Raw genomic sequence first — 14,966 nt, 5'->3', positions numbered from 1 at the left:
CCGCCATGCAGCAGTTTGCCTCCGACAACTACGCCGGCTTTTGTCCGGAATCGCTGAAGTATTTTCTGGAGGCCAACGCGACGGGCCATGAGAAAGCCTATGGCGACGACAGCTGGACGCAGAAGGTATGCGATCGCATCCGCGACCTGTTCCAGACCGATTGCGAGGTCTTTTTCGTGTTCAATGGCACGGCGGCCAATTCCTTGGCGCTGTCGTCGCTGTGCCAGTCGTACCACTCGGTGATCTGCCACGAGCTGGCCCATATCGAGACCGACGAGTGCGGCGCGCCGCAGTTCTTCTCGAACGGTTCGAAGCTGCTCACCGCCCCCGGCGAGAACGGCAAGCTGACGCCCGATGCCGTGGAGGCGCTGGTCACACGCCGCTCGGATATCCACTATCCGAAGCCGCGCGTGGTGTCGCTGACGCAGGCCACCGAGGTGGGCACGGTCTATTCGGTGGACGAGGTGCGCGCCATCGCGGCCATCGCCAAGCGCCGGCAGTTGCGCGTGCATATGGACGGCGCGCGCTTTGCCAACGCAGTGGCGTCGCTGGGCGTGCATCCGTCCGAAATCACCTGGCGTGCCGGCGTGGACGTGCTGTGCTTCGGCGGCACCAAGAACGGCCTGCCGGTGGGCGAGGCCGTGGTGTTCTTCGACCGCCGGCTGGCAGAGGATTTTGCGTACCGGGTCAAGCAGGCCGGGCACCTGGCGTCGAAGATGCGTTTTATCTCGGCGCCCTGGCTCGGTATGCTCGAAAACGATGTCTGGCTCAGGAACGGCCGCCATGCCAACGCGATGGCCACGCTGCTGGCCCAGCGCATTGCCGATGTCCCGGGCGTGCGCATCATGTTTCCGACCCAGGCCAATGCCGTGTTTGCCGAACTGCCGCTGCCGGCCATCGACGCGCTGCGGGCCAAGGGCTGGCTGTTCTACACGTTTATCGGCGCGGGCGGTTGCCGCATGATGTGCGCGTGGGACTTGCAGCCCGAAACGGTCGAGGCGTTTGCCGCCGATATCCGCGCTGCATGCGCCTGATTTTGAAGATTCAACGATAGCCACAACGATAACCAGACAGTCCCAGGAGCCCCCACGATGCAACCCTATCGATTCTGCCCGCGCTGCGGCGCGGAACTGGAACACCTGCCGATGTCCGGCCGGTATCGCCATGCCTGCGTGCAGGACGGCTGCGGTTTTGTGCACTGGGACAACCCGCTGCCGGTGCTGGCGGCCGTGGTCGAGTACGAAGGCAAGCTGCTGCTGGCGCGCAATGCCGCGTGGCCGGAGAAGATGTTCGCGCTGGTCACCGGCTTCATGGAACGCGACGAGACGCCCGAACTGGGCGTGGCGCGCGAACTCAAGGAAGAGACCAATCTCGATGCGGTGTCGGCGTCGCTGATCGGCGTCTACGACTTCATGCGCAAGAACGAGCTGATCATTGCCTACCACGTGCGTGCCGAGGGTGAGATCCGGCTGTCGGAAGAACTGGTCGAATACAAGCTGGTGGCGCCGGACAAGATGCGGATCTGGAACGCCGGTACCGGGTTTGCCGTGGCCGATTTCCTGGAGCGGCGCGGCTTGCCGGTGCGCTTCTTTGACCGTGCCACCGGCGCGGACATCGCCGATCCGCGCCGCCCGACCGACTTCAGCCTGGTCGCCGCTTCGCTACAATACGGCATCAACCAGAATTAGAAGGTGAGAGGAATGGATTTCCAGAAAGAAGTGGACGCGCGCGGCCTGAACTGCCCGCTGCCGATCCTGCGGACCAAGAAGGCGCTGGCAGACATGGCCAGCGGCGAAGTGCTCAAGGTGCTGGCCACCGACCCCGGCGCCACGCGCGACTTCCAGGCCTTTGCCAAGCAGACCGGCAACGAACTGCTGTCGCACGCCGAAGTGGACAAGGTGTTCGTGTTCTACATGAAGCGCCGCTGAAACGGGCCTTCCTGCCCGGTACGGGCACAAAAAAACCGCCTCCGAAGAGGCGGTTTTTGTTTGGGCGGACGCCCGGGCGGTGATGCCGCGATAGTGGCCGGTCAGCCGCGCTGCGCCAGGTAGGCGCTGAATTCCTCGCGCACTTCGGGGTGCTTGAGTGCGAATTCCACGGTGGCCTTGAGGTACCCGAGCTTGCTGCCGCAGTCGTAGCGTACGCCCTTGTAGCGGTAGGCCAGCACCTGCTCCTGGTCCAGCATCGCCTGGATGGCGTCGGTGAGCTGGAACTCGCCGCCGGCACCGGGCTTGAGATTGCGGATGTGGTCGAAAATGCGCGGGGTCAGGATGTAGCGGCCCACCACGCCGAGGTTCGACGGGGCATTCTCGGGCGCCGGCTTTTCGATGATGCCGGACATCTTGATCACGCGCTCATCCCATTCCCGGCCATCGACCACGCCATAGGAACGGCTTTGTTCCGGCGAGATTTCCTCCACGCCCAGCACCGAGCAGTTGTAGTGGTTATAGACATCCACCATCTGCTTCATCACCGGGTCGCTCGACTCGCCATCCAGCAGGTCATCCGCCAGCATGACGGCAAACGGTGCGTCGCCCACCAGGCGGGCGGCGCACAGCACCGCGTGGCCCAGGCCCAGCGCCTCGGGCTGGCGCACGTAGAAGCATTCCACGTTCTTGGGCTTGATGGAGCGCACGACGTCAAGCAGCGCCTGCTTGTTCTTGGCTTCAAGCTCCATTTCCAGTTCGTAGGCCTTGTCGAAATGGTCCTCGATGGCCCGCTTGGAGCGGCCCGTCACGAAGATCATCTCGTTGATGCCCGCGGCCATGGCCTCTTCCACGGCGTACTGGATCAGCGGCTTGTCCACCACCGGCAGCATTTCCTTGGGACTCGCCTTGGTGGCGGGCAGGAATCGGGTGCCTAGCCCTGCAACGGGAAAGACTGCTTTGGTGACGCGGTTTTCCATTTCAGCTTCCTTTTTAATCCGGTGTAATACCGTGCCGTACGAGGGGAGAGCCGTCTGTCAGGTTTCGTCCGACTTACAGTCCGGACGGACCTGATCATCACATTCAGGACGGCAGACGCTGTAGTTGATCCTGCAGCTTCGCCAGCGTCTGTTCGAAATCCGACAAACGTTGTGTTTCCTGTGCCACAACGGCGGCTGGGGCCTTGGCGACAAAGCTCTCGTTGGAGAGTTTGCCACGGCACTTTCCGATCTCGCCCGCGATGCGCTCAATCTCCTTGGACAGGCGCGCGCGCTCGGCCACCACGTCGATCTCGATCTTCAACAGCAGGTGATTGCGGCCGACGATGGCCACCGGGGCGCCGGCTCCCTCGCGCTGCAGCGCCGCTTCGTCTTCGAACACCTTCACTTCGGAAAGTTTCGCCAGCGCCTGCACCTGCGCGGCGGCTTCCTTCAGGAACGCACTGTCCCCATGGGCATACAACGGAATACGCTGGGCCGGCGAGATGTTCATCTCGCCACGCAGGTTGCGGCAGGCGTCCACCAGGGCCTTCAGCTGGGCCACCCATGCTTCGGCGGCCTCGTCGATCTTGGCCGCGGCCGGCAGCGGGTAGGCCTGCGTGGCGATGGTCTCGCTGCCGTCGCCCTTGGCGCGGCCGGCCAGCGGCGCCACCTTCTGCCACAGTTCCTCGGTGATGAACGGAATGATCGGATGGGCCAGGCGCAGTACCGTCTCCAGCACGCGCAGCAGCGTGCGGCGCGTGGCGCGCTGTTGTGCCTCAGTGCCGGTCTGGATCTGCACCTTGGCCAGTTCCAGGTACCAGTCGCAGTATTCGTCCCAGACGAACTTGTAGATCGCGCTGGCGATATTGTCGAAGCGGTACTCGTCGAAGCCCTTTTCGACGTCGGCCTCCACGCGCTGCAGCAGCGACACGATCCAGCGGTCGGCCTGCGAGAAATGCAGGTAGCCGTCCGGGCCGCAATCCTTGTCGCACGGGCCCATGCCGCAATCATGGCCCTCGGTGTTCATCAGCACGAAGCGCGTGGCGTTCCAGAGCTTGTTGCAGAAGTTGCGATAGCCCTCGCAGCGGCCGGTGTCGAAGTTGATGTTCCGGCCCAGCGTGGCCAGCGACGCGAACGTGAACCGCAGCGCATCGGCGCCGAAGGCGGGAATGCCCGCCGGGAATTCCTTCTTCGTCTTGGCTTCGATCTTGGGGGCGTCCTTGGGGCGGCGCAGGCCGGTGGTGCGTTTCTTGAGCAGCGGATCAAGTTCGATACCGTCGATCAGGTCCACCGGGTCCAGCGTGTTGCCCTCCGACTTGCTCATCTTCTTGCCTTCGGAGTCGCGCACCAGGCCGTGGACATACACGGTATGGAACGGCACCTTGCCGGTGAAGTGCTTGGTCATCATGACCATGCGCGCCACCCAGAAGAAGATGATGTCGTAGCCGGTGACCAGCACCGACGACGGCAGGAAGTGCTGCAGCTCGGGCGTTTCCGCCGGCCAGCCCAGCGACGAGAACGGCACCAGCGCGGACGAGAACCACGTGTCCAGCACGTCTTCCTCGCGGCGCAGCGGGCCGGTGCTGCCGGACGCCTGCGCCTTGGCGCGGGCGTCTTCCTCGGTGCGGGCGACAAAGCAGTTGCCGGCATCGTCGTACCACGCCGGGATCTGGTGACCCCACCACAGCTGGCGGCTGATACACCAGTCCTGGATATTGGCCAGCCACTGGTTGTAGGTGTTGATCCAGTTTTCGGGCACCAGCTTGATCTCGCCGCTCTGCACGGCGTCCAGCGCCACTTCGGCAATCGAGCGGCCCGGGTTGAACGTGCCTTCCGGCGCCGGCTTGCTCATCGCGACGAACCACTGGTCGGTCAGCATTGGCTCGATCACACTGCCGGTGCGTTCGCTGCGCGGCACCATCAGCTTGTGCTTCTTGACTTCGCCCAGCAGGCCCTGGGCTTCAAGGTCGGCCACCATCTGCTTGCGGGCGTCGAAACGGTCCATGCCGGCGTAGGCGGCCGGCGCGTCGGCCACCACCTTGGCGTCCATCGTCAGGATCGACAGCTGCGGCAGGTTGTGGCGCTGGCCCACGGCGTAGTCGTTGAAGTCGTGGCCCGGGGTCACCTTGACCACGCCGGTGCCGAATTCGCGGTCGACGTACTCGTCGGCAATCACCGGAATCTTGCGGTCGGTCAGCGGCAGGTGCACGAACTTGCCGATCAGGTGGGCGTAACGCTCGTCCTCGGGGTGCACCATCACCGCGGTGTCGCCCAGCATCGTCTCGGGGCGCGTGGTGGCCACGGTCAGATGGGTCAGGCCGCGCACGGTGTCGGGCTCGGCCAGCGGATAGTGGATATGCCAGAGCGAGCCTTCTTCCTCGACGCTGTCCACTTCCAGGTCGGACACGGCGGTGCCCAGGACCGGGTCCCAGTTGACCAGGCGCTTGCCGCGGTAGATCAGGCCCTGTTCATACAGGCGCACGAAGACCTCGGTCACCGCGCTCGACATCTCGGGCGACATCGTGAAGTACTCGCGCGTCCAGTCGATCGATGCGCCCATGCGGCGCACCTGGCGCGTGATGGTCGAGCCCGATTCTTCCTTCCAGGCCCAGACCTTCTCGGTGAACTTCTCGCGGCCCAGGTCGTGGCGCGACACGCCTTGCGCTTCCAGCTGGCGTTCCACCACGATCTGCGTGGCGATGCCGGCGTGGTCGGTGCCCGGCACCCACAGCGTATTGGCGCCGCGCATGCGCGCATGGCGGGCCAGGCCGTCCATGATCGTCTGGTTGAACGCGTGCCCCATATGCAGCGTGCCGGTCACATTCGGCGGCGGCAGCTGGATGGCGAAATCGGGACGCGCCGGATCGAAAGTGGGCTGGGCGATGCCGCGGCGCTCCCATTCGGGGCCCCATTTGGCCTCGATGGCGGCGGGTTCGAAGCTCTTGGCAAGGGACTGGTCTTCTGCGGTCATGCTCGGATGTCTTGGGATGCTTGGAATGCGGATCGGGGCTCGGACCGGCTCGCGGCGGGGCGGGCGGCGGCATTCGGCCGGGGAAAACGTCAAATTATAGGGGAGCCGGCGTACCGATGCGCATTTCCGGGCCGGGAACGGGCACCTGGGGGCTGCCGCGCGGCGCCTGCCGACAGGTCCGGGCGGCGGCCGCCGGTATAATTGCCGCCTACTTTATTGGCCCCGATCCGATGTCCAGCCTGCTTGCCAATCTCAACGCCGAACAACACGCCGCCGTCACTTTGCCGGACGAACCGGCCCTGATCCTGGCTGGCGCGGGCAGCGGCAAGACCCGCGTGCTGACCACGCGCATCGCCTGGCTGATCCAGAACGGGCGGGTGTCCCCGGCCGGCATCCTGGCGGTGACCTTCACGAACAAGGCCGCCAAGGAAATGCAGACGCGGCTGTCGTCGATGCTGCCGATCAACACGCGCGGCATGTGGATCGGGACGTTCCACGGGCTGTGCAACCGCATGCTGCGGGCTCACTTCCGCGACGCCGGGCTGCCCCAGACCTTTGCCATCCTGGACACCCAGGACCAGCTTTCGGCCCTCAAGCGGCTGCTCAAGCAGCTCAACGTCGACGACGAGAAGTACCCGGCCAAGAACCTGCAGTACTTCATCAACAACGCCAAGGAACAGGGCCTGCGGCCGGCCGACGTCGAGGCCAACGACGACTTCAACCGCCGTTTTGTCGACCTGTATGCCGCCTACGACGAGCAGTGCCAGCGCGAGGGCGTGGTCGATTTTGCCGAACTGCTGCTGCGCTGCTACGAACTGCTGCGCTACAACGACGCCATCCGCCAGCACTACCAGCACCGCTTCCGCCACGTGCTGGTCGACGAGTTCCAGGATACCAACGTGCTGCAGTACCGCTGGCTCAAGCTGCTGGCCGGCTACGGCACGGGCAGCGCCGCGGCCGTGTTCGCGGTCGGGGACGACGACCAGAGCATCTACGCGTTCCGGGGCGCCAATGTCGGCAACATGCGCGATTTCGAGCAGGAATTCCGCGTGCGGCACATGATCAAGCTAGAGCAGAACTACCGCTCGCACGGGCACATCCTCGACAGCGCCAACCATTTGATCTCGCACAACGCGCGCCGGCTCGGCAAGAACCTGCGCACCGACGCGGGGCACGGCGAGCCGGTGCGGGTGTTCCAGGCCGGCTCGGACGGGCAGGAGGCATCGTGGATCGTTGAGGAAATCCGCGACCAGATCGCCCAGGGCATGGTGCGGTCCGAAGTGGCGATCCTGTACCGCAGCAATGCGCAATCTCGCGTGATTGAGCATGCACTTTTTTCATCAGGCATCCCGTACCGCGTCTATGGCGGCCTGCGCTTCTTCGAGCGCGCCGAAGTCAAGCACGCGCTGGCGTACCTGCAGCTGATCGAGAATCCCCGCAACGACGCCGCGTTCGGCCGGGTGGTGAACTTCCCCACGCGCGGCATCGGCGCCAAGACGCTGGAAAACCTGCAGGACGCCGCGCGCCAGTACAACTGCTCGCTGGCCGAGGCGGTGGCCTACGTGCCCGGCAAGGGCGGCACGTCGCTGGCGGCCTTCCTGCGCCTGATCGAACAGATGCGCGCGGAGACCAGCCGCATGACGCTGGCGCAGACCGTGGAATACGTGACGAATACCAGCGGGTTGATCACGCATTACCAGACCGAAAAGGAAGGCCAGGACCGCATCGAGAACTTGCAGGAATTGGTGACGGCCGCGCAGGCCTTCGTCGTGGAAGAGGGCTACGGCCTCGACGCGCTGGCCCGCATGCTGCCCGCCAGCCGCGACGCCGCGCCGGCGCTGGCGCAGGGCGACCAGGCCCAGCAGGTGCTGGACCCCGAGCAGTTGCCGGTGGTGATGACCCCGCTCGTGGCGTTCCTGACGCACGCCTCGCTGGAGGCCGGCGACAACCAGGCCCAGGCCGGCCAGGACGCCGTGCAGATGATGACCGTGCACGCGGCCAAGGGACTCGAATTCAATGTGGTGTTCATCACCGGCCTGGAAGAGGGCCTGTTCCCGCACGAGAACAGCGCCATGGAAGCCGACGGCCTGGAGGAGGAACGCCGCCTGATGTATGTGGCCATCACCCGGGCGCGCGAGCGGCTGTATCTGTCGTTCGCCCAGAGCCGCGTGCTGCACGGCCAGATGCGCTACCACGTGCGCTCACGGTTCTTCGAGGAACTGCCCGAACCGGCGCTGAAGTGGATCACGCCCCAGGGGCAGGCTTCGTACGGCAACTATGGCGTGAGCCGCCAGGAGCGCGACAGCGCCTGGGGCCGCGACTGGTTCAAGCGCGCCGAGGACGTGCCGTACACGGGCAGCAAGGCCACGGGCGGCATGGACACGGGCAAGAACTACGCCGAGGAAAAGCGCGCCGCGGCCACCGGCTTCCGCGTGGGGCAGAACGTGTTCCACACGAAGTTCGGCGAGGGCAAGATCAAGGCGCTGGAAGGCGAGGGTGCCGATGCGCGCGCCAATATCGACTTCAAGCGGCACGGTGCCAAGTGGCTGGCGCTGGCGGTGGCGAAGCTGGATCCGATCGACTGAGGATGGATTTGCGCCCCGGTGCCGATGGCGGCAGCGGGGCGCGTCAGGTGCGTCGGGGCGTGGCAGGTCAGGCCTGCCGGGCGCTTTCCGTGGCCTCGCCGGGCGGCACGATATTGAAGCAGCCGCGATAGGTGGCGTAGAACGAGCAGTACAGGATCGCCAGCATCAGCAGCGAGTACGGCGTCACCAGGAACGACATGACCGCCTGTGCGCCCAGCGCCGCGAACACCGTTTCCAGCACCAGCGGCACCGCTACCAGCAGCACCGCGAACATCGCCGCATAGGTGAAGAACGCGCCGCGGTTGCGCCAGCAGGCCGTCCAGCTGAAGAACAGCGCCTTGACCGGGGGCACCTGGTGCCAGGCGGCCAGTAGCGGCGCAAACCAGAACATCATCGCCACCGGCGTGTATAGCACTGCGCCGATCATCAGCGCGAAATAGAGCTGGCGGATGGCATCGGCCGACGGCTCCTCGCCGCGCAGCACGATGGGTGCCACCGCGCCGATATCGACCACGGCCGTGGCAATCAGACTGAGCGAGAACACCAGCACCGCATAAATGGCCCCGAGCACCAGCAGGTGGCGCGTGGCCTGCTTGCCGTTGGTCCGGAATCCGGCCAGCAGGATGGTGGGCAGCACCCGCTTGTTCTGGATGACCTCGCGGCAGGCCGTCATCACGCCCACGTACAGGCCGGGCGTGAAGACGAGCAGGGCGATGATGCCGAACAGCGGCACGAAGATCGCCAGCTGGGCGGCAATCAGGTAGATGAACAGCAGCATCAGGAACGCCAGCGGGTTCTTGCGGAACAGCCAGATGCCCTGGCGCAGCCAGACGTAGCCTTCCTTGGCGGAAACTTCCAGTAGTTGCATGGCGAATCAGATCCAGGGGAGCGTCGCCCCGTCGTCGATGCGACGGCGCAGGATGCGTTCGAAGTGGGTCGGATCGTGCGGCTGGAGCATGTCGGCCTCGCGCGGGAGGTAGAAATCCCACAGGCGCGACACCCAGAAGCGCAGCGCGCCGGCGCGCATCATGTCCTGCCAGTGCGCGGCTTCCACGCGGGTCAGCGGGCGGACCGCGTCATAGGCACGCAGCATGGCCTGCGCGCGGACCGGGTCGAGCTCGCCGGTCGCCAGGTCGATGCACCAGTCATTGACCGTCACGGCCAGGTCGAACAGCCACTTGTCGTTGCCGGCGAAGTAGAAATCGAAGAAGCCGCCCAGCCGATGCCGGCCATCGACCGTATCGAACAGCACGTTGTCGCGGAACAGGTCGCAATGGCACGGGCCGCCCTGCAGCGCGGCGTAGTCGGCACTGCCAAAGAACGCCGTCTGGTGCGCAAGCTCGTGGGTCAGCAGCTGGCGCTGGCCGGCGTCCAGGAACGGCGTGATCTCGGGGGCGGTCTGCTGCCACCAGGCCAGGCTGCGCAGATTCGGCTGCTGGCGCGGATAGTCCTGGCCGGCCAGGTGCATGCGTGCCAGCATCGTGCCGACTTCGGCGCAGTGGTCGGCTGCCGGGGTCAGTTGCGATGCGCCGGGCAGGCGCGTGACGATGGTGGCCGGCTTGCCCTTCAGTTCGCGGAGGATCTCGCCATCGCGCGCCGGCATCGGGGCCGGTACGCTGATGCCGTGGCGGGCCAGATGATCCATCAGGTGCAGGTAGTAGGGCAGCTGGTCGGAGCGCAGCCGCTCGAAGATGGTCAGCACGTACTCACGCGTGACGCCATCCTGCTCCATGGTCAGAAAGAAGTTGCTGTTCTCGATGCCCGAGGCGATGCCACGCAGCGCGCGCACTTCGCCAAGGTCGTAATCAAGCAGCCAGCGGGCGATCTCGTCCTGCGAGACCGTGGTAAATACGGCCATACTGTCAAATTGGTACGAAACGGAGGGCCGACGGACCGCAACCGCAAGGTCACGTTCCGCCGCCGCGGCATTGCTGCCGGAGGGCCGGCGCGATCCTCGCCCGGCAAGCGGCGCCGGCGCGGATCGTGGGTGAGAAAGGCGTAAGACTATCAGGTCTGCCGGATCGATCCCCGGAACAGCCCGGAACCCGGCCTCAGAACTTCAGGTTGACCGACGGCACGCGGTTCACGTCGTGGTCGCGAATCCGGGGTGAACTGTCTTCGGGTTTGCTCATCTCGTACTTCGTGCCAAAACCGGACTGCACCTGGATTTCGGTCGCGCGGCCCTTGTCGCGGTATTCGGTCACCTGGGTGCCGTCGCGTTCGCGCAGCTTGAAGCTCGGCTCGCGGGGCTGGTTCAACTGGCTCTTCGCCGCAGGAGCAATCGGCTGGTTGTTGATTTTATTGAGTTCCTGCTGCGTCAGCGCATTGCTGGTTTCCTCTGCCAGCGCCGCCTGCGTGGCAGTCAGTGCCAGGACGGTAGCGGCGAGCGCGAGCAGATAGCCGTGGCGGCCGATGGCGGCATGCAGATCGGCCAGCCTGGCACCCGGTTGCGAAGGGGAAGTCATCTGAGGCTCCTGTGCGCGCGGGCGCTGGGCCCCGCGACGCGGAATTGGCCTGCACGCAGCCGGCGGCGCAGGCTGTGGCAGGTGGGCAGGCTTCCATTCTAGCAATTCCTGTCGTTTTCCGGGTCGCTCTCGTGGCCTTGCGTCCACCTGCCGGACCTGTCGGCCGGCGGGCGGATGTGGCGCGTAATGCCTTACAGATAGAACATTTCTTCCTTGGGCGGAATCGGGTTGTCGCCGCCGCGCTTCTCGTAATACTCGTACACGGCTTCGAGCACTTCCTGCGGTTCGTCGACGATCTTCATCAGGTCCAGGTCGTGCTCCGCGATCAGGCCCATCGGCAGCAGCGTGAAGCGGAACCAGTCCAGCAGGCCCTTCCAGAACCGGCTGCCGTACATCACCACCGGCACCGAGCGCGACTTGCCGGTCTGCACCAGCGTCAGCACCTCGGCCAGTTCGTCGAGCGTGCCGAAACCGCCCGGCATGACGATGAACGCGTCGGAATTCTTCACGAAGGTGACCTTGCGCGTGAAGAAATGGCGGAACCGCATGGCGATGTCCTGGTACGGATTGCCCTGCTGTTCGTGCGGCAGTTCGATGTTCAGGCCCACGCTGGCGGACTTGCCCGCGTGCGCGCCCTTGTTGGCTGCCTCCATGATGCCGGGGCCGCCGCCGGAGATCACCGCGAAGCCCGCGTCCGAGAAAAGCCGGGCGATTTCGATGGTCTTCTGGTAGTACGGAGAGTCCTCGCGCAGGCGCGCGCTGCCGTAGATCGAGACGGCCGGGCGGATCTCGGAGAGGTACTCGGTGGCCTCGATGAACTCTGCCATAATCGTGAACATTTGCCACGAGGCGCGCGCCTTCTTGGCCGTCGCACGGTCTTCGTCGGCCAGTGCACGCAGGCTTGGGATCATCTTGCGCGGATTCGCGCGCGCTGCCGCCGCACGCGCGGCAGCTTCCTGTTCTTCGGGGTTCTTGCCGGCAGCCGCGGCATCGGCCTTGGCGGCGATGGCTGCGGCATGCGCCGAGGCTTTGCCGGGCGGCGGATTCACCGTGTTACCGGAAATGTCGGAAACATCCGTGTCGGCGAGGGGCGCTGAATCAGCGCCGCCAATGGGGGCACCAGTCAATTTAGAGTCCATGGGAATGTCGGATAGTCCAAAAACACTCTTGCTCGTCGATGGGTCGAGCTATCTGTATCGCGCGTATCACGCGCTGCCGGACCTGAGGAATGGCGAAGGTCTGCCCACAGGGGCAATCTACGGCATGATCAACATGTTGCGCAAGCTGCGCAACGATTACCCGGCAGAGTATATCGCCTGCGTGTTCGACGCCAAGGGCAAGACGTTCCGCGATGATCTATATCCCGCATACAAGGAACATCGCCCGTCGATGCCCGAGGACCTGGCCCGCCAGATCGAGCCGATCCACGAGGCGGTGCGCGCGCTGGGCTGGCCGATCGTGGTCGTGGAAGGCGTGGAAGCCGACGATGTGATCGGCACGCTGGCCTGCCAGGCCACGCAGCAGGGCGTGCGCACGGTGGTATCCACGGGCGACAAGGACCTGGCGCAGCTGGTCAACGACAGCGTCACGCTGGTCAACACGATGAGCGGCGAAGTCCTGGACCCGCCGGGCGTGGTGACCAAGTTCGGCGTGGCGCCGGAGCGCATCGTCGACTACCTGTCGCTGATCGGCGATGCCGTGGACAACGTCCCCGGCGTGCCGAAGGTGGGCCCCAAGACCGCCGTGAAGTGGCTGACCGAATACGGCACGCTCGACAACATCATGGCCAGTGCCGATGGCATCAAGGGCGTGGTGGGCGAGAACCTGCGCAATACGCTGGACTGGCTGCCGCGCGCCCGCGAACTGGTCACGGTCAAGACCGATTGCGATCTCGGCGACGCCGTGCCCGACTTTCACGCGCTGCACGACCTGGGCGAGGACAAGGACAAGCTGGTGGCGTTCTTCCAACGCTACGGCTTCAAGACCTGGCTGCGCGAAGCCACCGGCGAGTCGCTGCCGAATGCGCGCGCCGCCGCGGCCCGTGCCACGCCACAGCCGGCACAAGGCGGTCTGTTCGATACCGCACCGGGTGCCGCCGAGGACCCGCCCGCCGAAGACCTGCCGCCGGCCGAGATCCGCTACGAAACGGTGACCACCGAAGCCGCGCTCGATGCGTGGCTGCAGAAGCTGGTGGACGCGCCGCTCGTGGCGATCGATACCGAAACCACGTCGCTCGACCCGATGCTGGCCGAACTGGTGGGCATCTCGGTGTCGGTGGAGCCGGGCGAGGCCGCCTATATTCCCGTGGCGCATCGCGGCCCCGACGTGGCCGGCGAGGAAAACCACGGCCAGCTGTCGCGCGAATACGTGCTGGACAAGCTGCGCGCGTGGCTGGAAGACCCGGCGCGCCCCAAGCTGGGCCAGCACCTGAAGTACGACGCGCACGTGTTCATGAACCACGGCATCACGCTGCGCGGCATCGCGCACGACACGATGCTGGAAAGCTACGTGCTGGCGTCGTACCGCAACCATGGCATGGACAGCCTGGCCGAGCGCCTGCTGAGCCTGAAGACGCTCACCTACGAAGAAGTGTGCGGCAAGGGCGCCAGCCAGATCGGCTTCGACCAGATCGACCTGCAGCGCGCCACCGAATACGCGGCCGAGGACGCCGACGTCACGCTGCGCCTGCATCGCAAGATGTTGCCGCAACTGGAGCGCGCCGAGGGCCTGAAGTACGTCTACGAAGGCATCGAGATGCCGGTGTCGGTGGTGCTGCAGAAGATCGAGCGCAACGGCGTGCTGATCGATGCCGACAAGCTGGCCGCGCAGAGCGCGTCACTGGGCCAGCGCATGCTGGAAGCCGAGCAGGCCGCGCACGAGGCCGCCGGCCAGCCGTTCAACCTGGGATCGCCGAAGCAGATCGGCGAGATCCTGTTCAACCAGATGCAGCTGCCGGTGGTCAAGAAGACCGCCAGCGGCGCGCCGTCCACCGACGAAGAGGTGCTGCAGAAGCTGGCGGAGGACTACCCGCTGCCGAAGCTGCTGCTGGACTACCGGGCCCTGTCCAAGCTCAAGTCGACCTACACCGACAAGCTGCCCAGGATGGTGAACCCCAGGACCGGCCGCGTGCATACCAGCTACGGCCAGGCCACGGCGGTGACGGGCCGGCTGGCGTCGACCGATCCGAACCTGCAGAACATCCCCGTGCGCACTGAGGAAGGCCGCCGCATCCGCGAAGCGTTCATCGCCGGGCCCGGCAATGTGATCGTGTCGGCCGACTATTCGCAGATCGAACTGCGCATCATGGCGCATATCTCGGGCGACGATAACCTGCTGCGCGCGTTCGCCAACGGCGAGGACATCCACCGCGCCACGGCCGCCGAGATCTTTGCGGTGGAGCGCGAGGCCGTCACCAGCGAGCAGCGCCGCTACGCCAAGGTGATCAATTTCGGCCTGATCTACGGCATGAGCGCGTTTGGGCTGGCCAGCAACCTGGGCATCGAGCGCGAGGCGGCCAAGCACTATATCGACCGCTACTTCATGCGCTATCCGGGCGTGGCCAACTATATGGAGGAAACGCGCCAGAAGGCGCGCGAGCAGGGTTACGTCGAAACCGTGTTCGGCCGCCGGCTCTGGCTGCCCGACATCCGGGGCGGCAACGGCCCGCGCCGCCAGGCCGCCGAGCGTGCCGCCATCAACGCGCCGATGCAGGGCACGGCCGCCGACCTGATCAAGCTGTCGATGATCGCCGTGCAGGACTGGCTGGAAACCGACAGGCTCGCGTCGCGCCAGATCATGCAGGTGCACGATGAACTGGTGCTCGAAGTGCCGCAGGCCGAGTTCGACCTCGTGAAGACGAAGCTGCCCGAGCTGATGTGCTCGGTGGCCACCCTGAACGTGCCGCTGGTGGCCGAAGTCGGCAGCGGCGCGAACTGGGAAGAAGCGCACTAGCGGCCGCACCCGCGGCCTGGCCGCGCACGGCAGGCACCCTGGGGCGCACTTCCCGGGGGGGCTACCGGCAGCACAGTCGCGCATGCGCC

The 14,966-nt window shown here is 65.6% G+C and carries 11 protein-coding genes; 5 read left to right on the top strand and 6 right to left on the bottom strand.

All coding sequences use genetic code 11. The annotated features are described in order from the left end of the window. The first annotated feature begins 5 nt into the window (after positions 1–5). From AC3FJ6_RS02665 to AC3FJ6_RS02655, 3 genes are read left to right on the top strand one after another with little or no spacing between them, the layout of a single operon-like run. The gene (locus AC3FJ6_RS02665; protein ID WP_488770782.1) at positions 6–1,034 is read left to right on the top strand and encodes a threonine aldolase family protein; all 1,029 of its coding nucleotides are present in this window, start codon (positions 6–8) and stop codon (positions 1,032–1,034) included. 57 nt (positions 1,035–1,091) lie between these two features. Beyond that, positions 1,092–1,688 carry an NUDIX domain-containing protein gene (locus AC3FJ6_RS02660; RefSeq protein WP_488770569.1) on the top strand — a complete coding sequence of 199 codons (597 nt, stop codon included), beginning with the start codon at positions 1,092–1,094 and terminating at the stop codon, positions 1,686–1,688. A gap of 12 nt (positions 1,689–1,700) precedes the next feature. After that, positions 1,701–1,928, top strand: a complete 228-nt coding sequence (locus AC3FJ6_RS02655; RefSeq protein ID WP_008645216.1) for a sulfurtransferase TusA family protein — start codon at positions 1,701–1,703, stop codon at positions 1,926–1,928. Between the two features lie 101 nt (positions 1,929–2,029). On the opposite strand, the gene galU is transcribed toward AC3FJ6_RS02655, so the two are convergent. Continuing rightward, positions 2,030–2,905 carry a UTP--glucose-1-phosphate uridylyltransferase GalU gene (gene galU, locus AC3FJ6_RS02650; RefSeq protein ID WP_400391083.1) on the bottom strand — a complete coding sequence of 292 codons (876 nt, stop codon included), beginning with the start codon at positions 2,903–2,905 and terminating at the stop codon, positions 2,030–2,032. A 103-nt stretch (positions 2,906–3,008) separates the two neighbouring features. Continuing rightward, entirely contained in the window at positions 3,009–5,876 is a 2,868-nt protein-coding gene (locus tag AC3FJ6_RS02645) for a valine--tRNA ligase (RefSeq protein WP_488770568.1), read from the bottom strand. A gap of 230 nt (positions 5,877–6,106) precedes the next feature. Here AC3FJ6_RS02645 and AC3FJ6_RS02640 point away from each other — a divergent pair, with 230 nt between their 5' ends. Next, positions 6,107–8,461 (top strand): UvrD-helicase domain-containing protein, encoded by a 2,355-nt coding sequence (locus tag AC3FJ6_RS02640; RefSeq protein ID WP_488770567.1) that lies wholly within the window; start codon positions 6,107–6,109, stop codon positions 8,459–8,461. A 67-nt stretch (positions 8,462–8,528) separates the two neighbouring features. On the opposite strand, the gene AC3FJ6_RS02635 is transcribed toward AC3FJ6_RS02640, so the two are convergent. From AC3FJ6_RS02635 to AC3FJ6_RS02620, 4 genes are all read right to left on the bottom strand, one after another. After that, positions 8,529–9,329, bottom strand: a complete 801-nt coding sequence (locus AC3FJ6_RS02635; protein ID WP_488770566.1) for a BPSS1780 family membrane protein — start codon at positions 9,327–9,329, stop codon at positions 8,529–8,531. 6 nt (positions 9,330–9,335) lie between these two features. Continuing rightward, positions 9,336–10,319: a homoserine kinase gene (locus AC3FJ6_RS02630; RefSeq protein WP_488770565.1), complete on the bottom strand. Its 984-nt coding sequence runs from the start codon at positions 10,317–10,319 to the stop codon at positions 9,336–9,338. Between the two features lie 193 nt (positions 10,320–10,512). Then, entirely contained in the window at positions 10,513–10,926 is a 414-nt protein-coding gene (locus AC3FJ6_RS02625) for a DUF2782 domain-containing protein (protein WP_488770564.1), read from the bottom strand. A gap of 191 nt (positions 10,927–11,117) precedes the next feature. Further along, the gene (locus AC3FJ6_RS02620) at positions 11,118–12,065 is read right to left on the bottom strand and encodes an LOG family protein (protein WP_175459820.1); all 948 of its coding nucleotides are present in this window, start codon (positions 12,063–12,065) and stop codon (positions 11,118–11,120) included. A gap of 4 nt (positions 12,066–12,069) precedes the next feature. Between AC3FJ6_RS02620 and polA the strand changes: the two genes are divergently transcribed. After that, on the top strand, positions 12,070–14,877 hold the full coding sequence (gene polA, locus AC3FJ6_RS02615; protein ID WP_488770563.1) for a DNA polymerase I: 2,808 nt from the start codon (positions 12,070–12,072) through the stop codon (positions 14,875–14,877). Positions 14,878–14,966 lie beyond the last annotated feature (89 nt).

The organism is Cupriavidus sp. 94F1, assembly GCF_057798875.1.
The sequence above is the reverse complement of the archived record's forward strand: the minus strand, read 5'-3'. Positions and strand labels throughout refer to the sequence as shown.